Here is a 26,737-nt window from a genome sequence, read left to right as displayed (position 1 = left end):
AAATGGAAGAAATGTTGCAAAATTGCCACTTTACACCAGCGGTGCGAAGGTCTGGCGCAGGTTTGGCGACGGCACTAGTGCTCTAAATCAACGAAGTGTAAGATGACGCGCATGCTGACACCAGAACAATTATTCGCTTTCCTGGCTGCGGCCATCCTGCTGACCCTGTCTCCCGGCCCCGACAATATGATGGTGCTGGGCATCGGCATGGCCAAGGGCCGGATGCGCGGCATGGCCTTCGGCCTCGGCTGCGCGCTCGGCTGCCTCAGCCATACACTGCTGGCGGCGATCGGCGTCAGCGCCCTGATCGCGGCCTCGCCGCTGGCCTTCACGACCCTGAAAGTATGCGGCGGCCTGTATCTGGCCTGGATGGGTTTCAATGCCATCAGGAGCCGCGGCGGCGCGGCCGCAAGCCGCGCCGAAGGCGTGACGGAATCGGCCCGCACCCTGTTCTTCCGCGGCGTGTTCGCGAACGCGATCAATCCGAAGGTGGCGCTGTTCTTCCTGTCCTTCCTGCCGCAGTTCGTGGCAGCACAGCGCGGCGACGCCAACCTGCAGACCGCCCTGCTCGGCCTCGCCTTCACGGCCCAGGCCGCAGTCCTGTTCGGCCTGCTGGGCTTCTTTTCCGGCGCGGTCGGCGCCTGGCTGGCGCGCCGCCCGCGCGCCGGCATGTGGATGGACCGGATCGCCGGCGCGATCTTCATCGCGCTCGGCCTGCGCCTGATCGTGGCGCGCTGATCCACCGGTCCCGCGCGCCGGCCGGGACGGGATCGGGCGATGATGGGGCTCCGCTTTATTAAGGAGCCGACCACATGCCCCAAAGCACGGACCGTCCCGTCCTCCTGCTGTTCGACATCAACGAAACCCTGCTCGACCTGGCCCCGCTGCGGGCCAGCATCGAGCGCCTCCTTCCAGGCGGCGCCGAGCTCTGGTTCACCACCATGCTGCACTACGCAACCGCGCTGAACCTGGCCGGGCGCTTCGAGCCGCTGCCCGAGGTCGGGGCGGCGGCGCTGCGCATGCTGGCCGAAGGCCGCGGCCTGAACCTGAGCCCGCAGCAGGCGCAGGCGGCGATCGCGCCGATCACGCGCCTGCCCGCGCACCCGGACGCGGCCCCTGCGCTGGCGCGCCTGCGTCGCGCCGGATTCGGCCTGGCGGCGCTGTCGAATTCGACCAGCGCCGGCCTGCGCGCCCAGCTGGCCTTCGCCGGCCTGGCGCCGCTGTTCGACGCCCAGTTCAGCGTACAGGATTTCGGGGTCTACAAGCCGAACCCGCAGGTCTACCGGGGCGCGGCGTCGCGCATGCGGGTCGCGCCCGGGCAGGCGATGCTGGTCGCGGCGCACGGCTGGGACCTGGCCGGCGCCAGCCTGGCCGGGGTGCGCACCGCCTTCGTCTGCCGCGGCAAGCAGCGGCCGTTCCCGCTGGCCGATGAACCGGAGATGATCGTGCAGGACCTGTCCGAGCTGGCCGGCCGGCTGGGCGCCTGAGGCGGATCCCCGGGGCCGGGCAGGCGCTTGCCGGTCCTTGCCGAAGCCGGTCCGCAGGCATTCTTTTCTCCGGTCAACGCTGCGCCGCCGCGGACCGGATCTTGGGATCATCGAGCCGAACGGTACAACGACTGAAAGGCCGCACCATGGATACCTCATCGCTCTGGCAAGGCACGGCGGCCAAGACCGCCTGCCTGCCGACCCTGCAAACCGACCTGCAGGTGGACGTCGCCATCGTCGGCGCCGGCATCACCGGCCTGACCGCGGCCATGCTCCTGGTCCAGGCCGGCAAGCGCGTCGCCGTGCTCGACGCCTGCAAGGTCGGCGACGCCAGCACCGGCAACTCGACCGGCAACCTGTACGCCACCGTCGACCTCGGCCTGCACACGCTGGAAGAGCTGCATGGCCTGGAAACCATGCGCCGGGTGGTGGAGTCGCGCGCCGCCGCGATCGACCTGATCCAGGCCACCGTCGAAGGCATGAACCTGGAATGCGGCTTCCAGCGCCTGCCCTGGCACCTGATCGCCACCGACCCGGCGCAGGTCGCCGACGTCGAGAAGGAAGCCCTGGCCGCGATGCGCGCGCGCCTGCGCACCGACCTGCGCGACGATGCCCCGCTGCCGCTCGACAGCGCCCGCAAGACCCTGGTGGTCGAGGAACAGGCCCAGTTCCAGCCGCTGGCCTACGTGCGCCAGCTGGCCCGGAAGATCGGCAGCGAGGACTGCCTGATCTTCGAAAACACCCGCGTCACCGCGATCGAGGACGATCCGGCCGTGCTCCACACCACCCACGGCAAGGTCCAGTGCCAGCAGATCGTGATCGCCACCCATACCCCGATCGGCATCCACCTGGTGCAGTCGCAGCTCGAGGTGGTGCGCGAGTACGGCATCGCCGCGCCGCTGCACGATTCGGTCCCCGAACCGGGCGTGTACTGGTGCATCGGCAAGGAGCGCCATTCGGTGCGCACCTGGACCGAACATGGCCGCACCTACCTGGTGGTGGTCGGCAGCGCCCACAAGCTGGGCGAGAAGGAAGTCGGGCAGGAACGCTTCCAGCAGCTCGAAGCCTTCGCGCGCGACCACTGGCCGATCGGCCCGGTGGAGTACCGCTGGTCGGCCCAGCGCTACCGCTCGAAGGACAAGCTGCCCTACATCGGCCGCAACGTCGATGCGCAGAACACCTTCATCGCGACCGGCTTCTCGGGCGACGGCCTGACCTACGGCACCCTGGCCGGGATGATGCTGGCCGACGAGATCCTCGGGCGCGGCACGCCCTGGCGCGACCTCTACGCGGTCGAGCGCCTGGCGCGGGACAAGCGGCCGAAGGGCTTCGAGCAGGAGAACACCGGCGCGGCGCGGCCGGAGCAGGCCCCGGTCCTGGACGCCGGGCAGATCGGCCGGCTCGACGACCTGCCGCCCTGCCAGGGCCGCAAGATCGAGATCGACGGCACGCCGGTGGCGGTCTACCGCGGCCAGGACGGCCAGTTGCAGGCGGTGGCCGGCCGGTGCTCGCACATGGGCTGCGAGATCAAATGGAACGGCGCGGAAACCAGCTGGGACTGCGACTGCCACGGCAGCCGCTTCGCCCCGGACGGCCGGGTGCTGGAGGGGCCGGCGCTGGTCCCGCTGACGGCCGCCAAGCTCGAAAAAGGCGCCTGAACCGGCATCCGGGCCTGGCAGGGCGATCATAAAATTGATCGTACTCACGTTTTTGCGCTACATTGCTGGTTTTACGTTCTCACGGGGCGGTGCGCCGTCCCGCCAGCAACACGCGAATGCGCGATCTTCCCCTGTTCAAGCACCTGAATGCCGGCACGCTGGTCACCGTCACCTGCGGCCTCGGCCTGCTATACGTCGGCCGCGACGTCCTCGAGCCGATCGCCCTGGCGGGCATCCTCAGCCTCGTGATCGCGCCGCTGATCCGCGCCATGCGCCGCGCCGGGCTGCCGCAAATGCCCGCCACCATGCTGTCGGTGCTGCTGGCCGCCACCTGCCTGATCGGGGTCGGCACCGTGCTGGCCTTCCAGCTGGTGGCGGTCACCGGCGACCTGCCGAAATACCGCGCCGCGATGCGCACCAAGGTGGCCGCGGTGCGCGACATCGCCGAGCGGCCCTTCGCCCGCATCGAAGCCGAGCTGAGCGCGGTGGCGCCGTCGGGCGGCGTGCCGGTCACCGGCAAGCGCGGCATGACCACCATCACCATCAGCCCGACCCAGCCGATCCCGGTCGAGATCCGCGCGCCGCGCCTGACCACCACCGGCGCGCTGACCCGCCTGTTCTCGCTGGCCTGGGGACCGATCGGCGAGGCCGGCCTGGTGATGGTGCTGCTGGTCTTCATGTCGCTCGAACACGAGTCCCTGCGCGACCGCCTGATCCGCCTGGGCGGCCAGACCGAAATGAGCCGCACGGTGCAGGCGCTGGCCGATGCGGCCCAGGGCGTGTCGCGCTTCTTCTTCTCGCAGTTCGTCGTCAACATCACCTTCGGCACCCTGATCGGCCTGGTGCTGTGGGCGGCCAGCGTGCCGCACGCCATCCTGTGGGGGGCGCTGAGCGGCCTGCTGCGCTTCGTGCCCTACCTCGGCATCATGGCGGCCGGCGCCGTCATCGCCGTGTTCGTGGCCGCCATCGACCCCGGCTGGAGCCTGGCCCTGTCCTGCATGGTGCTGTTCGTCGCCCTCGAACTGCTGGTCGCGAACATCGTCGAACCCAAGGTGTACGGCCAGAGCTCGGGCCTGTCGCCGCTGGCGGTGATCATCTCGGCCCTGTTCTGGGGCGCGATGTGGGGCCCGGTCGGGCTGCTGCTGTCGACCCCGCTGACCCTGTGCCTGGTGGTGGCCGGGCGCCACGTCCGCACCCTGGAGCCGGTCGCCATCCTGCTCGGCGACGCCCCGGCCGTCAGCGGCGCCCAGCGCTTCTACCAGCGCATCCTGGCCGGCGACATCGCCGCCATCATCCACGACGCCCACGCCTTCCTGGAGCGCTCCAGCTTCGCACGCTACTGCGACCACATCCTGCTGCCGGGGATCGTGCTGGCCGCCAGCGAGACCCGCTCCGGCGTGATGCCCAAGAGCCAGGAAGAGCGGGTGCGCGCCGCCATCGCCGACGTCGCCATGACACTGACGCCGGAGTCGGGCGGCGCGCCGAAGCACTGGCGCCGGCGCGACGTCTCCCTGCTCGACGCCAACGTCGGCACCCACCTGCGCCAGATGCGCGAGGCGCGCCTGGGCCGCTGGCAGGGCGCGCTCGACGTGCCGGCCCATTCGGTGGTGCTGTGCGTCGGCCTGGCCTCGATGCGCGACGACCTGCTCAGCGAACTGCTGGTGCGCGCGCTGCGCGAGGCCGGCATCGACGCGCGCAGCTTCTCGATCATCGGCGACAGCGACAGCGAGAATCCGGGTCCGGACAAGGCCGACCTGGTATCGACCGTGTTCATCAACTATCCGGTCGAAGCCATGCTCGACCAGTGGCGCGGCACCGTCGCCAGGCTGCGCGCCGGCCTGCCGGAAGCGATGCTGGTGACGATCCGCCTGCCGCTGATCGATCCGCTGCCGAAGCCTGCCGAGGTGGAAGACCAGGTCGACATGGTGCTGCGCTCCTTCGAGGAGGCGCTTGCCTTCGTCGCCCCGGAGCGCGCGCAGCGCGCCTGAACGGCCCCGGCTTTGATCGGCAGCCAGGACGCTGCATGCGGAGGGCGGCCTGGGGCGGACTTGCCCTTATGATCAGATGGGAGGCGGTGACGGGGAGAGCGGACGATGCCACAAGGCATGGATGTCGACGAACACGGAATCGACGGCGGGCAGCGGATCGCGCCGGCCGCCTGGCGTCCCTCCGTCCGGGTCACCCGCTTCACCTTCCTGCGCCGTACCCTGCTGCTGAATTTCTATCCGGTGCTGACGGTCGCCGCCGGCAACCTGATCCTGCTTGCCGTACCGCAGGCGCGCGAGGCGCTCGGCGCCTTCCGCAATGTCGGGGAGACCACGGAAAGCCTGTGGGCCAACCCGGGCTACTGGATCTTCATCGCGGCCCTGGCCTACTGGTCGCTGACCGCCTGGTATTGCGCGCGCCTGCTGCTGGCCAGGCGCTTCCCGCTCGATAACGTCGGTCCCTGCGCCAGCCACCGTTTCGCCGCCGCCGTCAATGCCTGGCTGCCGCGCGCGCTGGGCCTGCTGGCCTGCGTGCCGATCACGCTCTGGTTCGCCCTGCCCGGCGCGCCGTCCGGGGCCTGGCTGGCGCCCGCCCTCTACAGCGGCGTCTTCCTGGTGCTGGTGGTGCGGCGCCGCCATCTGCTGAATCGCTGGCTGGGACGCCAGGCGCTGCCGGCCCGGCCCTGGGCGCGCTCACTCCGCACCCCGGGCCCGAGCGTGGCCGCGGTGCTGCTGATGTTCGCGGTGTCGGCGCTGGTGCTGGCGGCGGTCTGCCTCGGCCGGGAGGCGGCCGCGCGCCTGCTGGGCGCCCCGGCGCTGCTGCTGTTCGCCTTCGGCTCCTGGACCGTGTTCGGCAGCATCGTGCTGGTCTACCTGCCGAAGAGCGCCGGCTGGCCCTCGCTGGCCCTGCTGCCCCTGTTCACCGCCCTGCTGGCCTCGTGCTGGAACGAGAACCATTTCGTGGCCCGCAACGGTGGCCCGCCCGTGCGGGCGGCGCGCCCCGCGCTGGCCGAGGATTTCCGCGCCTGGCAGGCCGCGCGCGGCGCCCACGGCACCGAGCCGGTCTACCTGGTGGCGGCCGCCGGCGGCGCTTCGCGCGCCGCGTTCTGGTCCGGCACCTTGCTGCTGGAGCTGGAACGCCAGGCGCGCAGCCAGGGCCGGCGCTTCGCGCCCAACATCTACGCGATGAGCGGGGTCTCGGGCGGCAGCCTGGGCCTGGCCGCCTTCGCCGGCTCGCTGGCCGTCGGCGATCCGGACTACGCCCGCACCGCGGCCCAGGTCGGCGCCTTCCTCGGCCAGGACTACCTGGCGCCGCTGGTCGGCGCCCTGCTCTATCCGGACCTGCTGGCGCGCTTCTGGCCGCTTCCCTGCCCAACCTGCGACCGCTCGCTGGCGCTGGAAGGCGCCTGGGAGCGCGGCTGGGCCGAGCGCTTTCCGCTGTCGCCGGCCGCCGACTGGTTCCGGCGGCCGCTGCTGGCGCCCGGGCTGGAAACCGCCCGCCTGCCGCGCCTGATCTTCAACGCCACCTCGGCCAGCGAAGGCCGGCGCGTGGTGCAGTCGCGGCTGGCCTTCGCGCCGCCCCAGGCCGAGGACCTGTTCGGCCGCGCGCCGGGCCAGCCCTCACTCGACACCAGCCGCCTCACGCTGGCCCAGGCGGTCCACAACAGCGCCCGCTTCCCCTACGTCAGCCCGGCCGCGCTGGTCGCCACCAGCCAGGGCGAGCCCTGGGACTACCTGGTCGACGGCGGCTACTTCGAGAACTCCGGCGCCGCCACCCTCAACGCGATGATCGCCGAGATCCTGAAACTCGGCCTGGTCCGGCCGGAGCAGCTGGTGGTGCTGGTGATCGAGAACGAGCCGGCCTCGCAGTCGGAATGGATCTGCCCGAGCCGCGCCCAGCTGGCCGACGCCGCGGCCGGGCCGGCGCGGCGCCCGCTGGCGGTCGGCCTGCGCATGCCATGGCAAGCGCGCCTGCGCCCCGGCGACAAGCGCGTGCCGCCGGTGCCGGAACTGTCGCTGCCCTTCTTCTCGCTCTACCAGACCCGCAATGCACGGGCCCAGGCCGCCGAGGAGGAAACCACGCGCCTGCTGGGCGGCTGCGGCGCCGGCCGCGTGATCGAACTGCGCTATCCCTGGACCGCCGAGGGACGCCAGCCGCCGCTGAGCTGGTTCCTGAACGGCGGCACCACGCGGGCAATGGCCGGCATGCTGCAGCGCCGGCACAGCGAAGCCGCCGAAGTCGACGCTTTCCTGGCAAACTGGGAGCGGATCCGCAGCACGGTCCTGGGCAAGCCGGCGCCGTAAAGTATTTACAAGTTGCAACTACATTTGTCCAAATTGACGTTTTTAGCGTACACTTGAGCACGGATGCCCCTCCTTGAGGTGCGCCAAGTGCTACGCCCGCTCCAGTTCATGACCGCCCAAGCCGCGGTTCCCGGCGGCTGGCCGCCTCCGCCGCTCCGCGCCGGACACGCCAGCCCGGCCCACTTGCCCGCTCGTCAATATGATCCCACTACGCTACCTTCCACACTCGCTCGCCACCCTGGCGCTGCTCGCGCTCGGCGCGACCGGCGCCATGGCCGCACGCAAGGACACGCCGCCCGCGCTGGCGGATTTCGACAAGCTGACCGGCACCCGGCCCGGCAAGTGCGAGGCCGCACCCGATCCCGCCTATGCCCGCATGGGCGAGCCGACCTTGCGCCAGTGCGCCTGGAGCCAGCGCCTCGAGATGCAGTACTGGAAGAGCATTCCCGCGCCCGAAGCCACCTGCCTGCCGCCGGCGGCGATCGCCTGGCACCGCCTGTCGTCGCGGACGCCCGGCGGCGCCCCGCCCTGGAGCAAGGACTGGACCGGCCAGGCCCGCGTGGCCGGCAGCGGGGAGCTGCAGCAGGCCGTCGCGGTCTGGCAAGCGGCCGACGGCAGCTGGTCCGCCGTCGCCTGGCGCTGGCGTCCGTCGGACAGGCCCGATACGCGCGCCTGGCAGCAGGCCCACTGGGACCCGGTCGCCAAGGCCGCCCAGGCGGTCAATGCCGGCAATCCGGCGCCGGCTTCCTCGCCGCTGCTGGACGCCTGGCTGGCCGGCACCAACGGCAAGCCGCGCATCCTCGAAGGGGATACCTGGCGCTGGGCCTCGGACAAGACCTGCATGGTGCTGCGCACCGCCGGCATTGGCCAGGGCCAGCTGCACCTGCCTTACTCGCGCGACGACTCGCGCCTCGAACAGCGCACCGCCATGCAGGTGCAGCTGGCGCGCCGCTTCCCCGCGGCCGAATGGCTGCAGCCCTTCACCCTGCTGGACCCGGCCACCGCGGGCACCCGCAGCGGCGCCAAGTTCATCGCCGTGTGGCGCGAAGGCGCGGCCATCCAGGGCCAGCTCTGGATTCCGCTGCGCGACAACGCCGGCATCGTGCGCGCCCGGATCGGCACCGATGCGCCGCGCCAGGGACCGCATGCGGACGACGTCGCCGCGCAGCGCGCCGCCCTCGTCGAACGCGAGCTGAAGACGCTCGCCCAGGCCTGGGAGGCGCGCCATGAATGAGGAACTGACGACGCCCCTGCTGCTGCTGTCGCCGCTCGCCGTGTTGGGCGCCGGCCTGATGCTGGCGCTGGTGCTGGGCTTTACCCTGCAGCGCTTCCAGGTGCCGAAGCTGTACGGCGCGGTGATCGCCGGCCTGCTGCTGGGCGCCAGCGGGGCCGGCATGATCGACCGTCCGCTCCTGACCCAGTTCCAGGAACTGCTGAATGGCGCCGCCGCGCTGGTGCTGTTCGAGGTCGGGCGCAAGATGGACCTGGCCTGGCTGCTGCGCAGCGGTCGCCAGGGCAAGAGCCTGCTGCTGGCCACGCTCACGCGCTTCGCCGCCGCGACCCTGGTGCTGGCCGCCTTCGGCCTGCCCTGGGGCGGCGCCATCTTCATCGGCTCGATCCTGATCGCGGTGAATCCCGTGATCCTGGCCTCGATGGTCGCCGACGAGAACGCGAGCGGACCCGGCACCTTCGCCACCGCGAACATGGTTGGCCTGAGCAACCTGGTCGCCCTGCTGGCCCTGGGCCTGACCCTGGCCTGGACCCGCAGCCACGGCGCCGACGCCGTCGGCACCTTCGGCGCGGAGCTGATGCGCCAGGGCGGCAAGCTGCTGCTGGGCGCCCTGTTCGCCCTGTTATCCTATGGCGCCTACGCGCTCGCCACGCGCCTGTGCAAGGTGCCGGCGACCATGCGTCCGGGCGTCTTGCTGGCGGCCCTGCTGATCGACCTTGGCCTGTGCTCCGTCACCGCCTCCAGCGCGCTGCTGTCGCTGCTGCTGATGGGCGTCCTGCTGCGCAATGCCGAGAAGCGCGACAACGTGTTCCAGGCCCAGCTGGCGACCGCCCAGGACATCGGCTACGTGCTGCTGTTCCTGATGTCGGCCGCGATGGTCGACATCCATGAACTGATGCAGGGCTGGATCGTGGTGGTCGCGATGGTCGTGTTCGCGGCGCGTATCGCCGCCACCCGCCTGGCCCTGTGGCCTGCCATCGCCTGGAACCGGCGCAAGAAGCATGCGATGGCGCTGTCGATGTGCTCGCTGGTGAGCTTCGGCGGCCTGGTCGTCGACAATACCCTGAACGCCTACACCGGCCTGGACCAGCATTCGACCATGCTGATGAGCGCCCTGCTGGCGCTGAACGTCCTGCTGGCGCCGGGCCTGACCTGGCTGGGCCTGCGCCTGGCCGGAGAGACTTACCGTGGAGGTGCGCAATGAGCGATCGAACCAGCGACCAGGCAATACCCGACCAGCAGGCGCTGGCCGTCTCCGGAGAAGGCGCCGCCTTCCTGCCCGACTTCCGTGAATCGACCCTGGGCACCATGGGCATCGAGCTCGAACTGATGGTGCTCGACCGTCTCACCTTCGACCTGTTCCCGGCCGCGCCGGACATCCTCGACCTGCTCGACCGCCACGACAAGCCCTGGGTGCACACGCCCGAGATCACCACCTCGATGCTGGAGGTGGCGACCTCGATCCTGACCTCCTACGACGAAGCCGCCGACCAGCTCGAGCACATCCGCTCGACGGTGCAGCGCGCCGCCTTCGAGGTCGGCGCCTCGATCTCCGGCGGCGGCGCGCATCCCTTCCAGAAGTGGGCCGAGCAGCGCATCTATCCGAAGGAGCGCTACTTCGCCTCGGAGCGCAAGTTCGGCTACCTGGCCAAGCTGTTCACCGTGTTCGGCATGCATGTGCACATCGGCGCCGGTTCGCCCGACGAAGCGATGCGCCTGACCGCCTGGCTGACCCAGCGCGCGCCGCTGTTCATCGCGCTGTCCGCCAACTCGCCGTGCTGGCAGGGCGAGGTGTCGGGCTTCTGCAGCTCGCGCAGCAATGTGGTCGGGGCCTTCCCGATGAGCGGCATCCTGCCCTACGAGATCCGCACCTGGAACGACTTCCGCGTCCACTTCGACCAGCTGGCGCAATACGGCATCGTCAACAGCATCAAGGATTTCTACTGGGACGTGCGGCCCAAGCCCGAGTACGGCACGATCGAGCTGCGGGTGCTGGACACGCCGCTCAAGCCCGTCTACGCGGCGGCGCTGGCCTGCTATGCGCGCGAACTGTGCCTGGAATTCGCCGAGCAGGCCGGCCGTTGGCCGTCCAGCGCCAGCCGCGAGCTGTACACCTGGAACCGCTTCAATGCCGCGCGCGACGGCGTCGAGGGCAACTGGATCGATCCGGAAACCGGGGTCGCCATCCCGATCGCCGAGGCGGTCCGCAGCGACCTGGAACGGCTCAAGCGCCGCTCGCAGGATCCTGGCTTCGGCAAGGCCTGCGCCGTCATCGAGCAGCTGATGAAGGATGGCGGCCAGGCGCGCTGGCTGCGCGCCCACCTCGAGGCCGGCGGCGGGATGAACGACCTGGCGCGCATGGCCAGCGAACTGTTCGAGAACGGCGCCGCCTGAGGCCGGCGGCACGCCCGGCTTACCAGCTCACGGCGCCGAGGCCGTGGGCCGGCAGCCAGGTGTAGTACAGGCCGACCGTGTCGTGGCGCTGCTCGCGTTCGGCGGTGTTGGGGAAGTTGAAGCGGCGGCGCGAGCTCAGGTACTTGAGCGTGAGGCCGTGGTGGCCGCGGATCCGGTAGGTCAGCGCCGCTTCGGCGCGTAGCACCCGGTCGTTGCCGTCGCCCTGGGGCGTGGTCAGCTTGCCGTTGAAGAAGGCGCGCTGGCCCAGGTCGACCGCCAGCCGGTCGCCGCCGATCAGGCGCAGCGTCAGTCCGGCCTGGGGCGCGAAGCCGTAAGTGTACTGGCCGGCGGCGCTGGCCCGCACGGTGCCGGTCGAGGTGTAGCCGACACCGCCCGATGCATGCCCCTGCAGCGTCAGCGCCGGCGCGATATTCCACTGCAGGTTGCTGCCCAGCGACAGCCCCGTGCTGGCGACGCGGAACAGCTGCGGCGACAGGTAGTCGTAGCTGCCGTACAGGCCGGCGATGCCGCGCAGCTTCTCGCCGCCCTCGTAGGGCGCGCCGAACAGCAGGCCGCGCGAGCTCAGGCTCTCGACGCCCTGGGCGGTCGAGCCGCGCAGGCGGAACAGGAAGTAATCGAAGGGCCGGCGGTAGGTGTAGCCGCCCTTGCCCGGCAAGCCGTACTCCAGCGCGAAGTCGGCCGCCAACTCGCTGCGCCGGTCGGCCAGGGACGGCCCCGCATTGCCGCGCGACCTGACCGTGGCGCCCAGTTGCAGGCGCGCGAACACGGCCGGGTCGTGGCTGTCCCAGACCGGCGCGTGGCGGCCCGGGCGCACATAACGGTTGAAGCCGAGCGCCGGCGAGATGCCGGCCGCCGCGGCTTCCTTCCATCCCGGCGACAGGCCGTAGCCGCGCTCCAGCACCAGGTTCGCCATCCGGTACAGCGACTCGCCCAGGAAGGTGCCGCCGAAGCTGGTCGTGATCTGGTCGTTGCGCGAGGGCGTCGTGGTTTCGCCGGCGACTTCCCACACGGCGCTGCCGGCAAACGCGGCGCCCATCGATTCCCAGAAATCCAGGCCATTGCTGCGCGCGATGTTGTAATACACCGAGCCCTGGTAAGGGTGGCCGAGCTGGTTGATCTCGAAGGGATCGCGGTCCTCCACCCAGCTGCTGCGCAGGTTGCGGCGCCACGAACCGACGCTGACGGCGTAGTCGTCCGGCTTCACGAAAGCATGGTCGACGCGGTTCAGCGCGAACTGGAAGCCCGCGATTTCGAGGGCGGTGGCGCCATAGCTCTTGTAGGGGCGCGCGGCGGCGTCGAAGGCCTCGAGCGCAGGCTTCGAGAGCGCGGTAGCTTGATCCGCCGGCGCGGATGCGGCGCGCGGCACGGCCAGCGGATGTTGCGGGGCTTCCCAGCCTTCCTGCACCGTGGTGATTGCCTCGTCCGGCGCGGCATGGACGGCGCCGGCGGCCAGCGCCAGCATGAGGAGATGGGCGCGCTTGCGGGGCGCGAAGTACTTGTTCGGGGATTTCATGGGCTTCCTGCAGTGGGACATTGTTGGCATAAATATAACTAATGCATGAAAATCCTGTCGCACGGATTGCCGAAAGGAAGTAACCCATCGGTATAATCGGCCGTTTCGCCTGTCAATACCCGCTTTCCGGATCTCCCATGAAATCGAACGGCCTGCACTTCCACCACCCCATCGCATTCTGGACCGGCACCCTGGCCCTGGTCGCCGGGGTCCTTGCCCACATCCCGATGTTCGTGTGCGCTTCCCACATGGGTTACCGCATGGTCGGCATGCCGATGGATGCGCCGATGATGGCCGGGATGGCGCTGATTCCTCTCGGCCTGCTGCTGGCCGCCTATGGCCTGATGCCGCGCTTCAAGCGCATGCGCGCGACCGGCAAGGACACTGAGGCCGGCGATGGCGCGCTGCTGTTCGAGGCTGCCGACGGCATCCCCCTGAATGCCCGCCACTGGAGCCTGGTGCTGGTGCTGGTGGTCGCGCTGACCATCGACGTGATGAAGCCGGCCACCCTCGGCTTCGTGATGCCGGGCATGACCAGCGAATACGGCCTCTCGAAGCAGAACGCGGGCTTCCTGGCCCTGGTCGCCCTGACCGGGACCACGGTCGGCTCGGTGCTGTGGGGCCTGGTGGCCGACCGCTTCGGCCGGCGCGCCACGATCCTGCTGTCGGCCCTGATGTTCATCGGCACCGCGATCTGCGGCGCGATGCCCTCGTTCGCCTGGAACCTGGCGATGTGCTTCCTGATGGGCGCCTCGGCCGGCGGCCTGCTGCCGATCACCTTCACCATGATGGCCGAGATGATTCCGGCGGCGCACCGCGGCTGGCTGCTGGTGGCGCTGGGCGGCATCGGCAACTCGGCCGGCTACCTGGTCGCTGCCGGCGCCGCCAGCCTGCTGGAACCGTCCTTCAGCTGGCGCGTCCTGTGGCTGCTGGGCCTACCCACCGGCGCGGTGATCATCCTGCTCAGCCGACTGCTACCCGAGTCGCCGCGCTTCCTGGCCAGCAGCGGCCTGCACGAGGAGGCGCGCGCGGTGCTGGCGCGCTTTGGCGGCAACATGCGCGGCGGCGTGCGCGAGGCGGCCCTGCCGCCGGCTTCCCTCGCCGCGCCGGCGGCGCCATCCGCGGGCCTGCGCGAACTGCTGCGCGGCGGCTATGCGCCGCTGACGATCGGCATGGGCGTGGCCGGCGTGGCCTGGGGCCTGGCGAATTTCGGCTTCCTGCTGTGGCTGCCGATGAACCTGCGTGCGATGGGCATGGATGCGGCCACCGCGACCTCCCTGCTGGCGCGCGCGGCCTTCCTGGCCCTGCCCGGTACGCTGCTGGTGATCTGGCTCTATCACCGCTGGAGTTCGGTGATGACGCTGGTGAGCTTCATCGCCCTCAGCGCCGCCAGCCTGCTGGGCTTCTTCCTGCTCGGCTGGACGGGGATGGCCTCGACCACCGCGCTGGCGGTCGCCACCTGCGCGCTGCTGGTCTCGGCCAGCGGCGTGATCGCGACCCTGATTCCCTACGCCGCCGAGATCTATCCGGTGCACCTGCGCGCCACCGGTTCCGGCCTGATCGCCGCGAGTTCGAAGCTGGGCGGCATCCTCGGCGCCGGCCTCGGCGTCGCGGGACTGTTCGCGGACCTGTCGCTGTCCGCACTGGTGATCGCGGTGCCGATGCTTGCCGCCGCCCTGCTGCTGGCGAGGAAAGGCATCGACACGCGCGGGCGCCGGCTCGAGGAGATCCAGGCGCTGCTCGCTTAGTGAGGGCTAGAAGTGGTACTGCGCCTTCACCATCGGCGTGCTGGCGGTGGCGCCAGGGATGGTGCGGGCGTCGTTGCCGAACTTGTTGCGCCAGTACTGATAGGCGAGGCCCGCGCGGAAGCGCTTCGGCTTGACATCGAACAGGCCGCCCACGTCCAGCATCAGCTGCATGTCGATGTTGGTCTCGGGCCTGGTGTCGCGGCCGAACTCGTTCTTGCCCTTGGCGGCGATGAAGTTGGCGTAGCCCTCGAAGGACAGGCCGGTGCCGCCCAGCGGGAAGGCCCAGACGGCGCCCAGCATCGGGTGGGCGTCGTAGTGGTAGCGCGGCGTGCTCACCCCGGTGAAGCTGCTGTAGGGCGCGTTGCTTTCCCATAGCTCGTAGATGCCGACGTTCAGCAGGCCCTTGGCGTCCACCATGAAGGTCGGGCCGGCCACCAGCATGCGCTTCTTGGAGTTGTAGCCCGCATCGTTCTTGGTGTTGGCGTCGAAGCCGAAGGTGAGGCCGGCGTCCTTGATCGGGCCGAAGCGCATCGGCGTTCCCGTCACCTTGCCCCACTCCAGCGTGTGGCGGTAGACCACGTAGAACTCTTGCGCGCCCGAGCTCGCGCCCTTGGCCGAGGGGTCGGTCTTGTTCGACAGCAGCATGTCCAGGTTGAAGAAGTTGCTGCCGTACTTGTAGCCGCTCGCATGGCTGACCTGCACGATATCCTTGTGGATGTCGTTCGCGTTGAAAGGCTCGGCGAAACGGCCGCCGGCGCGCCAGGCGATCGACGTATCGCTCCAGTCGGCTGCCATGGCCGGCAGGGCCAGCGTGGCGATCATGGTGGACAGAACGATATTCCAACTGCGGCTACGCTTCATGCCTTGCTCCCCTGTGCGATCGGATGGTCGATATGGTCCGCGTCCGCATGGCTCTCGGCCGGAATGTCGCGCGTACCGTTGAAGAAAATGTTGAGGGTGACCGCCGCCAGGGCGGTCAGCAGGATGCCGGATTCCAGCAGCGGGTGCAGGCTGTGCGCCATCTGCTGGGCCCAGCGCGGGGCGACCAGCGGGATCATGCCGAAGCCGATCGACAGCGCGACGATGTAGAGATTGAAGCGGTTGGTCCGGAAATCGACGCGGGTCAGGATGCGGATGCCGGCCGCGGCCACCATGCCGAACATCACCAGGCCGGCGCCGCCCAGCACGAACTGCGGGATCGATTCGACCAGCGCGGCCATCTTCGGCAGCATGCCCAGCACGATCATGATGATGCCGCCGGCCACGCAGACCCAGCGGCTTTTCACGCCGGTGACGGCCACCAGGCCGACGTTCTGCGAGAAGCTGGTGTGCGGGAAGGTATTCAGGACGCCGCCCAGCAGGGTGCCCAGGGCGTCGGTGCGCAGGCCGGCGGCCAGGTCCTTGCGGCCGATCTCCTTGCCGGTCATGTCCGACAGGGCCAGGAACATGCCGGCCGACTCGATCATCACCACCACCATCACCACCGTGAGGGTCAGGATCATCACGATGTCGAAGGTCGGCATGCCGAAGGCGAACGGGGTCACGAGCTCGAACCAGGGCGCCTTGCCGACTTTATCGAAGTGCATCTTGCCGGCCGCGTAGGCCACGGTGCAGCCCGCGACGATGCCGAGCAGGACCGAGATATTGCAGATGAAGCCGCGGGCATACTTCACCAGCGCCAGCACGACCAGCAGCACGAAGCCGGCGATCGCCATGTTGTCGAGCGCGCCGTAGGACGCGTTCGGCGTCATCGGGACCGGGCCGGTCAGCTTCATCGTCGCCGGGTCCGCGCCCGCGGGCAGGCTGGCGCGCGCGCTGTCGACCATGGTGGCCAGGCGCGCCACGTCGACGCTCTGGGCCGCCGAATCCGGGCCGCCCATGGCCCAGCTCACGCCGACCCGCATCAGGCTGACGCCGATGATCAGGATGATGGTGCCGGTGACGACCGGCGGGAAGAAGCGCAGCATGCGGCTCATCAGCGGCGCGATCAGGATGGCGAGCGCGCCGGCGCCGATGCCGGCCCCGAAGATGGCGCGGGCGCCGTCGGCGCCGGGCACGGCGTTCGCGATCGCCACCATCGGCCCGACCGCGGCGAAGGTCACGCCCATCATGACCGGCAGCTTGATGCCGAACCACGAGGACAGGCCGAAGGACTGGATGAGGGTCACCAGTCCGCAGCAGAACAGGTCGGCCGAGATCAGCAGCGTGACCTGCTCCGGCGACAGGTGAAGGGCCCTGCCCACGATCAGGGGCACGGCGATGGCGCCCGCGTACATCACGAGGACGTGTTGCAGGCCCAGTGCGGTCAGGCGCCCGAGGGGCAGTCTTTCATCCACCGGATGGCGGCTGTGTTGGTTCATGCTTGTCTCCTGATTATTGTTGACTACTGTCGTGAAACCAAAGAATGCATGCTGCTTGTCGGGCGACGGCCGCGCTTGGACCCGGCCGCTCGGGGAGCTTTATTCGACCGGCGCGCCCTCTTCGTACCAACGCTTCAGCAAGTCCCGCTCTGCGGCGGTGATCTGGGTGGCGTTATTCAGCGGCATCAGCTTGAGGACGACCGCCTGCTGGTACATCTGTTGCGCATGGCGCTTGATCGAGGCCGGGTTGTCGAAGGCCAGGCCCTTGCTCTGGATCTGCGCCGAGTGGCACATCACGCAGCGCTGGTCGATCACGCCTTTCACTTCCTGGAAACTGACGTTGTGGGCGGTGGCGCCGCCCGCGGCCGGAGCGGCTGCCATCACCGGCGCGGCCGACTCGGCTTCCGGTTGCGGCACCAGCCAGACCGCCAGCGCCATCAGGGCGGCGACGCCCGCCACGGCATGCTCCCAGGGCACGCGCTTGCCGAGCACGAGGGCCTTGTGGCGGGCGACGAAGCTGTGGCGGATCAGGGCGCCGGCCAGCATCAGCAGCACCAGCACGGCCCAGTTGTTCGCGCCGGAATACAGCCAACCGTAGTGGTTCGACAGCATCGCGACCAGCACCGGCAGCGTGAAGTAGGTGTTGTGCACGCTGCGCTGCTTGGCCCGCCAGCCGTAGATCGGGTCGACCGGCTGGCCGGCCTTCAACTGGGCCACGACCGTGCGCTGGCCCGGGATAATCCAGAAGAACACGTTGGCGCTCATCGAGGTTGCGAGCATCGCGCCGACCAGCAGGAAGGCGGCGCGGCCGGCGTACAGCTGGCAGGCCAGCCAGGCCGCGAAGATCACGAACACGAACACGCAGGCGCCGACGATCAGGTCGCCGTTCTTCCTGCGGCCGAAGGTGCGGCAGATGATGTCGTAGACGAACCAGAAGGCGGCCAGGAAGCCGAGCGCGGTGCCGACGGCGGCGCCGGACGACCAGTCGTGGACGCTCTTGTCGACCATGAAGGTGCCGGCATTGAACAGGTAGAGCACCGTGAACAGGCCGAATCCGGACAGCCAGGTGGCGTAACTCTCCCAATAGAACCAGTGCAGGTTCTCGGGCATGGCCTTGGGGGCGACCAGGTATTTTTGCGGGTGGTAGAAGCCGCCGCCGTGCACGGCCCAGAGTTCGCCGTCCACGCCCTTGTCGACCAGGTCGGGCGCGGTCGGCTTGTGCAGCGAGTTATCGAGGAAGACGAAGTAGAAGGATGCGCCGATCCAGGCGACCGCGGTGATCACGTGGGTCCAACGCAGCAACAGGTTGGCCCAGTCGAGCAGATAGGTTTCCATAGAGCCTCAAGCGAAAAGAAGGCAGGCCGTCATGACCTGCGTTCCCTTCACCACAGCGGGCTCTGTGAGGGGCAAAACATCGCAACCATGGTGGACCGGCCGGGCCGGCTCTCCGATGTGCTCCGCGGCGACGAAAATAACTGTATACGATTTTTTTATCGTTGGATATAAAAATTTTATCGCATGTGTTGCCGGCCTAGGAACCCCGGTAGGTCGAGTAAGCCCAAGGGCTGACCAGCAGCGGCACATGGTAGTGGCCGGCCGCATCGGCGATGCCGAAATCGATCGGCACCTCGTCGATGAAGGGCGGCTCCGGCAGCTCGACGCCGCGGCCGCGGAAGTAGGCCGCGACCGAGAACACCAGCCGGTAGCGTCCGGCCGCCATGGCGCCGGCGTCGAGCAGCGGACCGCCGTCGTTGCGGCCGTCGGCGTTCAGGATCAGGCTCTTGACGGTCCGGGGTTCGGCGCCGTCGAGCGACTGCAGGGTGACTTTCATGCCGGCGGCCGGGCAGCCGTTCATCGTGTCGAGCACGTGGGTGCTGAGGTGTCCCATGATTCTCCTTGGTGGTGAGCGTGGTAGGAAATTTGATCGGATTGCATACACTTTATGTTTTCATTTCCAAAAAAAGTGTATACACTTTATTCAGGAAGTCAACTACACGATGTCAACCGATTACTTGAAAAGCACACCATGACCCGCTCCCGCCCGTCGCTCAAAGTCGTCCCGTCGCAAATCGACGCCCCGGCGCCGGCCGGCAGCGCGACCCAGCGCATCGTCGACTCCATCACCAACGCCATCGCGGACCGCCGCCTGATGCCGGGCACCAAGCTGTCCGAGCAGAAGATCGGCGACATCTTCGACGTCTCGCGCACCGTCGTGCGCCAGGCCTTCAACCAGCTCAGCCGCGACCGGCTGGTAGTGCTGGAACCGGCGCGCGGCGCCTTCGTCGCCAAGCCGACGGCCGAGGAAGCGCAGGACGTGTTCGAAGTGCGCAGCATCCTCGAGACCGCCGTTACCAAACAGCTGTGCGCGTCCATCACCGACGCCCAGATCCGCCAGCTGCGCGAACACCTGGCGCAGGAAGAGGCAGCCTTGCAGAACGACGAGATCCCGGGCCGCACCCGCCTGCTGGGCGACTTCCACCTGGTGCTGGCGCGCATGCTGGGCAACCAGGTGCTGGTCCAGATGCTGAGCGAACTGCTGACCCGCTCGTCCCTGATCGCGCTGATGCGCCAGTCCACCCAGTCCGCGGAGGAATCGCACGAGGAGCACGTCGCCATCGTCGACGCCTTCGAGAAGCGCGACGTGAAGGCCGCCGTGCGCCTGGTCGACAAGCACCTCGGCAACGTGCAGCGCAACCTGCACATGGACCAGCAGCGCATCGACCTGGCCGACATCCTGAATCACTGAATCCATCTTCAACCTGAACAAGAGGCGCTCCATGACCCAAAGCTATCCACGCGACCTGCACGGCTACGGCCGGCGGCCGCCGCATGCCGAATGGCCGGACCAGGCCCGCGTCGCCGTGCAGTTCGTCCTGAATTTCGAGGAAGGCGGCGAGAACAGCGTGCTGCACGGCGACCCCGGCAGCGAACAGTTCCTGTCCGAGATGTTCAACCCGGCCGCCTTCCCCGACCGCCACCTGAGCATGGAAAGCATCTACGAATACGGCTCGCGGGTCGGGGTCTGGCGCATCCTGCGCGAATTCGAGAAGCGCGGCCTGCCGCTGACGGTGTTCGGGGTCGGCATGGCGCTCGAACGCTCCCCGGACATCGGCGCCGCCTTCAAGGAACTGGGCCACGAGATCGCCTGCCACGGCTGGCGCTGGATCAGCTACCAGAACGTCGACGAAGCCACCGAGCGCGAACACATGGCGCGCGGCATGGAAGCCATCGAGCGCCTGACCGGCGAACGTCCGCTCGGCTGGTATACCGGCCGCGACAGCCCGAACACGCGCCGCCTGGTGGCCGACTACGGCGGCTTCGAATACGACAGCGACTATTATGGCGACGACCTGCCCTTCTGGCTGAAGGTCCGCAAGACCCACGGCAGCCAGGCGCCGCAACTGGTCGTGCCCTATACGATGGACTGCAACGACATGCGCTTCGCCCTGCCCCAGGGCTTCTCGCACGGCGATCCCTTCCTGTCCTACCTGCGCGACGCCTTCGACGTGCACTACGCCGAAGGCGCGGACCGTCCGTCGATGATGAGCATCGGCCTGCACTGCCGCCTGCTCGGACGCCCGGGACGCTTCCGCGCGCTGCAGCGCTTCCTCGACTACATCGAGCAGCACGACCGGGTCTGGGTCGCGCGCCGCATCGACATCGCGCGCCACTGGAAGCGCGTGCATCCCTTCAACCCCGACACTGCCTTCGCATGGGAGTAAGCATGCTCACCCTGGAAAGTCTCAACGCCGCCGACGAGGCGGGCTTCACCGCGCTGCTGGACGGCGTCTACGAACACTCGCCCTGGATCGCGGCGCGGGCCTGGCGGCAGCGCCCCTTCGCCAGCCTGGCCCATCTCAAGCGCGCACTGGCCGAGGCGGTGCGCGGCGCGCCGCACGAGGCCCAGCTGGGCCTGATCCGCGCCCACCCGGAACTGGCCGGCAAGGCGATGGTGTCGAAGACCCTGACGGCGGAATCGACGAACGAACAGAACAAGGCCGGCCTGACCAACTGCACGCCGGAGGAATTTGCCGCCATCCAGCGCCTGAACGCCGACTACAACGCGAAATTCGGCTTCCCCTTCATCCTGGCGGTGCGCGGTCCGCGCGGCCTGGGCCTGGGCAAGCACGAGATCATCGCGAGCTTCGCGCGCCGCCTGGGCAACCAGCCCGGCTTCGAATTCGCCGAAGCCCTGCGCAACATCCACCGCATCGCCGAGATCCGCCTGAACGACAAGTTCGGCCACGAACCCGTGCTCGGCAACCACGTGTGGGACTGGGCCGAGCAGCTGGCCGTCCACAGCGACCCCGGCTACCTTGAACGCGGCGAGCTGTGCGTCACCTACCTGACCGACGCGCACCGCGCCTGCGCCAGCCAGCTGGCGCGCTGGATGATCGACGACTGCGGCTTCGACGAAGCCCGGGTCGACGCGGTCGGCAATGTCGTGGGCATTTACCACGGCGCCGACCCGCAGGCCAAACGCCTGCTGACCGGCTCGCACTACGACACCGTGCGCAACGGCGGCAAGTACGACGGCCGCCTGGGCATCCTGGTGCCGATGGCCTGCGTACGCGAGCTGCGCCGCCAGGACCGCCGCCTGCCCTTCGGGATCGAGGTGGTCGCCTTCGCGGAAGAAGAAGGCCAGCGCTACAAGGCCGTGTTCCTCGGTTCGGGCGCCCTCACCGGCCAGTTCGACCGGGCCTGGCTGGACCAGCGGGACCTCGAGGGCATCACCATGCGCGACGCGATGCAGAACGCCGGCCTGGACGCCGAGGGAATCGCCGCCCTGCAGCGCGATCCCGCCCGCTACCTCGGCTTCGTCGAGGCCCATATCGAACAGGGCCCGGTGCTGGACGACGCCGACCTGCCGCTGGGCGTGGTCACCTCGATCAACGGCAGCGTGCGTTTCCTGGGCGAGATCGCCGGCATGGCGAGCCACGCCGGCACCACGCCGATGACGATGCGGCGCGATGCCGCCGCCGGCGCGGCCGAACTGGTCCTGTTTGCCGAGAAGCGCGCCGCCGCCGTACCCGACCTGGTCGCCACGGTCGGCATGCTGGAGGTGCCTAGCGGCTCGATCAACGTGGTGCCGGGCCGCTGTCGCTTCAGCCTCGACGTGCGCGCCACCACCAACGCCGTGCGCGACGCCTGCGCGCAGGATATCCAGGCCGAGCTGCGCGCGATCTGCGAGCGCCGCGGCCTCGCGTTCACGCTCGAGGAAACCATGCGCGCCGCCGCCGCGCCCTGCGACGAAGGCTTGCGCCGCCAGTGGGAACGCGCGGTCGCCGCCCTCGGCCTGCCGGTGTTCCACCTGCCCAGCGGCGCCGGCCACGACGCCATGATGCTGCACCAGGTGATGCCGCAGGCGATGCTGTTCCTGCGCGGTCAGAACGCCGGCATCAGTCACAACCCGCTCGAATCCATCACCAATGACGACGCCGAACTGTGCGTGCGTGCTTTCCAAACCCTCCTCGACCAACTTGCCACGGACCCGACATGACTACGATCACTAACGCCCCCTACGAGACCCTCGACGCCTGGATCGACGCCCACTTCGACGAGGAGGTGCGCTTCCTGCAGGAGCTGGTGCGCGTTCCCACCGACACCCCGCCGGGCAATAACGCGCCGCACGCCGAGCGCACCGCCCAGCTGCTGAAGGACTTCGGCTTCGAGGCCGAGCAGCATGCGGTGCCGCTTGATACCGTCCGCGCCGCCGGACTCGAGACGATCACCAACCTCGTCGTGCGCCGCCGCTATGGCAACGGCGACGGTCAAGGGCGCATCGTGGCCCTGAACGCCCACGGCGACGTGGTGCCGCCGGGCGAAGGCTGGACCCATCCGCCCTACGGCGCCGAGATCGCCGACGGCAAGCTGTACGGCCGCGCCGCGGCGGTCAGCAAGTGCGACTTCGCGACCTTCACCTTCGCCACCCGCGCCCTCGAGGCGCTGGGCGCACCGCTGAAGGGCGGCGTCGAACTCTACTTCACCTACGACGAGGAATTCGGCGGCGAGCTCGGTCCGGGCTGGCTGCTGGAAAAAGGCCTGGTCAAGCCCGACCTGCTGATCGCGGCCGGCTTCAGCTACCAGGTCATCACCGCGCACAACGGCTGCCTGCAGATGGAAGTGACGGTCAACGGCAAGATGGGCCACGCGGCCGTACCGGAAACCGGCGTCGACGCCCTGCAGGCCGCGACCCGCATCCTGGTCGCGCTGTACGGGCAGAATACCCTGTACAAGCAGACCCGCAGCCAGGTCAAGGGCATCAACCACCCTTACCTGAATGTCGGCCTGATCGAGGGCGGCACCAACACCAATGTGGTGCCGGGCAAGGTCGTGCTGAAGCTGGACCGCCGCATGATCCCGGAAGAGAACCCGGCCGAGGTCGAAGCCGGCCTGCGCCGCCTGATCCAGGAGGCGGTGGCCGACTGCCCGGGCATCAGCATCGAGATCAAGCGCCTGCTGCTGGCCAATGCCCTGAAACCGCTGGACGGCAACCGTCCGATGGTCGACGCCCTGTCGCGCCACGCCAGCGCCGTGTTCGACGAGCCGATCGGCGCCGCCGGCACCCCGCTGTACACCGATGCGCGCCTGTTCGGCGAGCACGGGATTCCGGCGGTCCTGTACGGCGCCGGCCCGCGCACGGTCGGCGAGAGCAATGCCAAGCGCGCGGACGAGCATATCGACCTGAAAGACCTGCGCCGCGCGACCAAGGTGATTGCGCGGACGCTGTTCGATTTGCTGGACTGAGTAATAGACGCAGACTGAAAAGCCGTCGTCCCCGCGAAGGCGGGGACGACGTAATGAACACACAATAGCCGTTGGACGAGAGCAACGCCAACCAAGCTGGAAGCGGAAAGCAATAGCCTCTCCTGAATCGCACTGATACCCTGTTTTACCCCCCAAGAAAAATTGCGACGGCACTCCGCTCCGGTGCGGACATTGCATGTGCCGACGTCATATCAATTCCGCAAGCCGCGACCGGGCAATTCGATTGAGTAGATGGAACAATGGTGAACTTTTCTAATTTTCGTATCGGGATCCGGCTGGCGATCGGATTTGGCATCGTCATCGTCATCATGCTTTTGATGTCGATTATCGGCATCGACCGTATTCGCAGCACCAGCGCCTTGACCGATCAGATCGTGACTCAACGCTATGTGGCAGTCGAACAAATCAATGTCATGCGCAGTTATGCGAACCGCGGCGCCCAGGCCTTGCGTAACGCCATGCTGGCACCCGATCCCGCACAGGCCGCAAAATTTTTCGACATGGTCGGCGATGCCGACCGCGTCAGCGGGGAAGCCGAAGCGCGGCTGAATGGTTTGCTGACATCCGATATCGAGAAGCAGCTGCTCGCCGGCGAAAAAGATGCTTTCTCGCTGTTTGCATCGAAGCGCGCGGAGGCCATCGCGCAATTCAGGGGCGGCGACAAGGCGGCGGCGACGGCCTATCTGTTCGCGACCGTGGTGCCGGTCCAGAACGCGTATTTTGGACGGCTCGACGCCCTGCTCAAATACGAAGCCGAGCGCGTGAACCAGGCCGGCGCGGAAGCCGCCGCAAGCTCGCGTTCAACGACCGTGCTGCTGAGCGGATTACTGGTTCTCGCAACACTGGCCTCGGCCCTCGCTGCCTACCTGATCACCAGGTCCGTCACGATCCCGATCAAGGAAGCGGTCAGGCTGGCCGAAACCGTTTCGCGCGGCGACCTGACCGCACAGATCGAGGTCACGCGCCATGACGAAACCGGGCGTTTGCTGTCCGCGCTGAAAGCCATGGTCGACAGCCTGATCGATACGGTAAGCGCAGTGCGCTCCGGTGCCGATACCATTGCAATTGCGTCCGCAGAAATTGCAGCAGGCAACCTCGATCTGTCGTCGCGCACCGAAAACCAGGCCGCAAACCTGGAAGAAACCGCGTCTTCGATGGAGGAGCTGACCTCGCTCGTCCAGAGCAACGCCGACAGCGCGCACCAGGCCAGGGAATTTGCCCTATCGGCTGCCGGCCAGGCCGGCCAGGGTGGGGAAATGGTTGCGGAAGTGGTCGCCACGATGAGAGCGATCAACGAAAGCTCCCGCAAGGTTGTCGCCATCATCGGTGTCATCGAAAGCATCGCTTTCCAGACCAATATCCTGGCGTTGAATGCCGCGGTCGAGGCGGCGCGCGCGGGCGAGCAGGGGCGCGGCTTTGCGGTGGTCGCCTCCGAGGTGCGCAACCTGGCCCATCGCTCCGCCGGCGCCGCCAAGGAAATCAAGGCCCTGATCGACGACTCGGTGACCAAGGTCACGACCGGCAGCATCCTGGTGGACAAGGCCGGCAGCGCCATGATCGGGCTGGTGGAATCCGTCCGTAAAGTGTCCGAATTGATGAACGAACTGGCCGGCGCCAGCGGCGAGCAGAGCGTCGGTATCGAACAGATCAACCTCGCCATCCTGGAGATGGACAACACCACCCAGCAAAACGCGGCGATGGTGGAAGAAGCGGCGGCGGCCGCAAGCCGCCTGGAAGAGCAGACGCTTCACCTGTCGCAGGTGGTCGGCGTCTTCAAGCTAAAAAATGAAGCGAAAGAACCGCCTCGCACCCGCGCCGCGCAGCTCAGCTACGATGCCTTGGAGGGTGCTGGCTGACGCGCACCACGTGCAGCAGATTGGTGCTCCCCGCCTGCCCCGACGGGAAACCCGCCACCACCACCACGTCGTCGCCCTCCCCGGCCAGCCCGAGCCGCAGCGCCGCCGCGGCCCCATCCTCGACCATCCCGCCCAGCGTGGTCGCTTCCTCGAAGGGCAGCGGATGCACGCCCCAGGCCAGCGCAAGCCTGCGGGCGATGGCGGCGTGCGGGGTGAGCGCCAGGATCGGCGTCGCCGGGCGTTCGCGGCTGGCGCGCAGGCAGCTGGCGCCGCTGGCCGTGTAGGCCACGATGGCCGCCGGCGCGAGCAGGCTGGCCACCCGCCGCAGCGCGCAGCAGATCGCATCCGCGGTAGTCGCTTCGGCCGGGGTATGCGAGGCATCCAGGTCCACCCGCCAGCGCGGGTCGCGTTCGACTTCACGGATCACCTCGTCCATCACCGCCACCGCCTCGACCGGGTACTGGCCCGAGGCCGATTCCGCCGACAGCATCACCGCGTCCGCGCCGTCATAGATCGCGCCGGCGACGTCGGACACCTCGGCGCGGGTCGGCACCGGCGCCGCGGTCATCGACTCCAGCATCTGGGTCGCCACCACCACCGGGCGGCCGGCGGCGCGCGCCGCGTGCACGATGCGGCGCTGCAGGACCGGCACCTGCTGCGGCGGCAGCTCGACGCCGAGGTCGCCGCGCGCCACCATCACGCCGTCCGACAGGGCCACGATCTCGTCCAGCGCATCGATCGCGGCCGGCTTTTCCAGCTTGGCCATGATCCAGGCCTTGTCGCCGATGAGGGCGCGCGCCTCGCGGATGTCTTCCGGACGCTGCACGAAGGACAGCGCGACCCAGTCGACGCCGAGTTCCAGGCCGAAGGCCAGGTCGGCACGGTCCTTCGCGGTCAGCGGCGAGATCGGCAACAGCACGCCCGGCACATTCACGCCCTTGCGGTCCGACAGCGGGCCGCCGACCAGCACGCGGGTCCCGGCGTGCTCCGGACCGCAGGATTCCACGCGCAGGCGCAGCTTGCCGTCGTCCAGCAGCAGCTCGGCGCCGGGGCGCAGCGCCGCGAAGATCTCGGGATGCGGCAGCTGGGCGCGGCGCACGTCGCCCTCGGCCGGATCGAGGTCCAGCCGGAACGAGGCCCCCGCCTCCAGCAGCGTGCGGCCCCCGAGCATCCGGCCGATCCGGAGCTTCGGACCCTGCAGGTCCATCAGGATGCCGATCGGCCGGCCCAGCTCGCGCTCCACCGCGCGGATCGCCTCGAAGCGCGCGGCATGGTCGGCATGGCTGCCATGGCTGAAGTTCAGGCGGAACACGTCGGCGCCGGCATCGGCCAGCGCGCGGATGCGTTCGATGGTGGCGCTGGACGGACCCAGCGTGGCGAGGATACGGGAACGGCGTTGGCGTAGCATCGGA

The 26,737-nt window shown here is 68.8% G+C and carries 20 protein-coding genes; 14 read left to right on the top strand and 6 right to left on the bottom strand.

Features of this window, described 5'->3' with window-relative positions:
• Positions 1-111 precede the first annotated feature (111 nt).
• From AM586_RS01400 to AM586_RS01365, 8 genes are all read left to right on the top strand, one after another.
• Positions 112-738 (top strand): LysE family translocator, encoded by a 627-nt coding sequence (locus tag AM586_RS01400; RefSeq protein ID WP_047825363.1) that lies wholly within the window; start codon positions 112-114, stop codon positions 736-738.
• 74 nt (positions 739-812) lie between these two features.
• A complete protein-coding gene (locus AM586_RS01395; RefSeq protein ID WP_047825040.1) occupies positions 813-1,487 on the top strand; it encodes a haloacid dehalogenase type II in 675 nt (224 codons plus the stop codon).
• Between the two features lie 146 nt (positions 1,488-1,633).
• A complete protein-coding gene (locus AM586_RS01390; protein ID WP_047825039.1) occupies positions 1,634-3,145 on the top strand; it encodes an FAD-dependent oxidoreductase in 1,512 nt (503 codons plus the stop codon).
• 116 nt (positions 3,146-3,261) lie between these two features.
• Positions 3,262-5,133 carry an AI-2E family transporter gene (locus AM586_RS01385; protein ID WP_047825038.1) on the top strand — a complete coding sequence of 624 codons (1,872 nt, stop codon included), beginning with the start codon at positions 3,262-3,264 and terminating at the stop codon, positions 5,131-5,133.
• Positions 5,134-5,238: 105 nt separating this feature from the next.
• Positions 5,239-7,434: a hypothetical protein gene (locus AM586_RS01380; protein WP_156328204.1), complete on the top strand. Its 2,196-nt coding sequence runs from the start codon at positions 5,239-5,241 to the stop codon at positions 7,432-7,434.
• Positions 7,435-7,633: 199 nt separating this feature from the next.
• Entirely contained in the window at positions 7,634-8,668 is a 1,035-nt protein-coding gene (locus AM586_RS01375) for a hypothetical protein (protein ID WP_047825036.1), read from the top strand.
• On the top strand, positions 8,661-9,869 hold the full coding sequence (locus AM586_RS01370) for a cation:proton antiporter (RefSeq protein WP_047825035.1): 1,209 nt from the start codon (positions 8,661-8,663) through the stop codon (positions 9,867-9,869). The genes AM586_RS01375 and AM586_RS01370 overlap by 8 nt, the downstream gene beginning before the upstream one ends.
• A complete protein-coding gene (locus AM586_RS01365; RefSeq protein WP_052233944.1) occupies positions 9,866-11,059 on the top strand; it encodes a YbdK family carboxylate-amine ligase in 1,194 nt (397 codons plus the stop codon). The genes AM586_RS01370 and AM586_RS01365 overlap by 4 nt, the downstream gene beginning before the upstream one ends.
• A 19-nt stretch (positions 11,060-11,078) precedes the next feature.
• Here the strand turns inward: AM586_RS01365 and AM586_RS01360 are convergent, their stop codons facing one another.
• Complete coding sequence (locus AM586_RS01360) at positions 11,079-12,593, bottom strand: DUF3943 domain-containing protein (RefSeq protein WP_052233943.1); 1,515 nt, start codon at positions 12,591-12,593, stop codon at positions 11,079-11,081.
• A 137-nt stretch (positions 12,594-12,730) separates the two neighbouring features.
• Here AM586_RS01360 and AM586_RS01355 point away from each other — a divergent pair, with 137 nt between their 5' ends.
• Positions 12,731-14,341 carry an MFS transporter gene (locus AM586_RS01355; RefSeq protein WP_047825034.1) on the top strand — a complete coding sequence of 537 codons (1,611 nt, stop codon included), beginning with the start codon at positions 12,731-12,733 and terminating at the stop codon, positions 14,339-14,341.
• 6 nt (positions 14,342-14,347) lie between these two features.
• Here AM586_RS01355 and AM586_RS01350 read toward each other — a convergent pair whose 3' ends face one another.
• The 4 genes from AM586_RS01350 to uraH form a co-directional block, all read right to left on the bottom strand.
• Positions 14,348-15,202, bottom strand: a complete 855-nt coding sequence (locus tag AM586_RS01350) for an outer envelope protein (protein ID WP_047825033.1) — start codon at positions 15,200-15,202, stop codon at positions 14,348-14,350.
• Positions 15,199-16,701, bottom strand: coding sequence for a nucleobase:cation symporter-2 family protein (locus AM586_RS01345; protein ID WP_047825032.1), 1,503 nt, complete (start codon positions 16,699-16,701; stop codon positions 15,199-15,201). Before AM586_RS01345 ends, AM586_RS01350 begins: the two co-directional genes overlap by 4 nt.
• A 99-nt stretch (positions 16,702-16,800) precedes the next feature.
• A complete protein-coding gene (locus AM586_RS01340; protein WP_047825031.1) occupies positions 16,801-18,036 on the bottom strand; it encodes a urate hydroxylase PuuD in 1,236 nt (411 codons plus the stop codon).
• Positions 18,037-18,232: 196 nt separating this feature from the next.
• Complete coding sequence (uraH, locus tag AM586_RS01335) at positions 18,233-18,589, bottom strand: hydroxyisourate hydrolase (RefSeq protein WP_047825030.1); 357 nt, start codon at positions 18,587-18,589, stop codon at positions 18,233-18,235.
• Between the two features lie 138 nt (positions 18,590-18,727).
• Here uraH and AM586_RS01330 point away from each other — a divergent pair, with 138 nt between their 5' ends.
• The 5 genes from AM586_RS01330 to AM586_RS01310 all read left to right on the top strand — a co-directional run bounded on the left by AM586_RS01330 (position 18,728) and on the right by AM586_RS01310 (position 25,325).
• Positions 18,728-19,447, top strand: a complete 720-nt coding sequence (locus AM586_RS01330; protein WP_082439585.1) for a GntR family transcriptional regulator — start codon at positions 18,728-18,730, stop codon at positions 19,445-19,447.
• 31 nt (positions 19,448-19,478) lie between these two features.
• Positions 19,479-20,423, top strand: coding sequence for an allantoinase PuuE (puuE, locus tag AM586_RS01325; protein WP_047825029.1), 945 nt, complete (start codon positions 19,479-19,481; stop codon positions 20,421-20,423).
• A 2-nt stretch (positions 20,424-20,425) separates the two neighbouring features.
• Positions 20,426-22,201, top strand: a complete 1,776-nt coding sequence (locus AM586_RS01320) for an allantoate amidohydrolase (RefSeq protein WP_047825028.1) — start codon at positions 20,426-20,428, stop codon at positions 22,199-22,201.
• Positions 22,198-23,448 carry an ArgE/DapE family deacylase gene (locus AM586_RS01315; RefSeq protein ID WP_047825027.1) on the top strand — a complete coding sequence of 417 codons (1,251 nt, stop codon included), beginning with the start codon at positions 22,198-22,200 and terminating at the stop codon, positions 23,446-23,448. Before AM586_RS01320 ends, AM586_RS01315 begins: the two co-directional genes overlap by 4 nt.
• A gap of 260 nt (positions 23,449-23,708) precedes the next feature.
• Positions 23,709-25,325, top strand: coding sequence for a methyl-accepting chemotaxis protein (locus AM586_RS01310; protein ID WP_052233942.1), 1,617 nt, complete (start codon positions 23,709-23,711; stop codon positions 25,323-25,325).
• Here the strand turns inward: AM586_RS01310 and pyk are convergent.
• On the bottom strand, positions 25,294-26,733 hold the full coding sequence (pyk, locus tag AM586_RS01305; protein ID WP_047825026.1) for a pyruvate kinase: 1,440 nt from the start codon (positions 26,731-26,733) through the stop codon (positions 25,294-25,296). The two genes, AM586_RS01310 and pyk, sit on opposite strands and share 32 nt — an antisense overlap.
• Positions 26,734-26,737: the final 4 nt, after the last annotated feature.

It is taken from the genome of Massilia sp. WG5 (assembly GCF_001412595.2).
Taxonomy (GTDB): domain Bacteria; phylum Pseudomonadota; class Gammaproteobacteria; order Burkholderiales; family Burkholderiaceae_D; genus Telluria.
The sequence above is the reverse complement of the archived record's forward strand: the minus strand, read 5'-3'. Positions and strand labels throughout refer to the sequence as shown.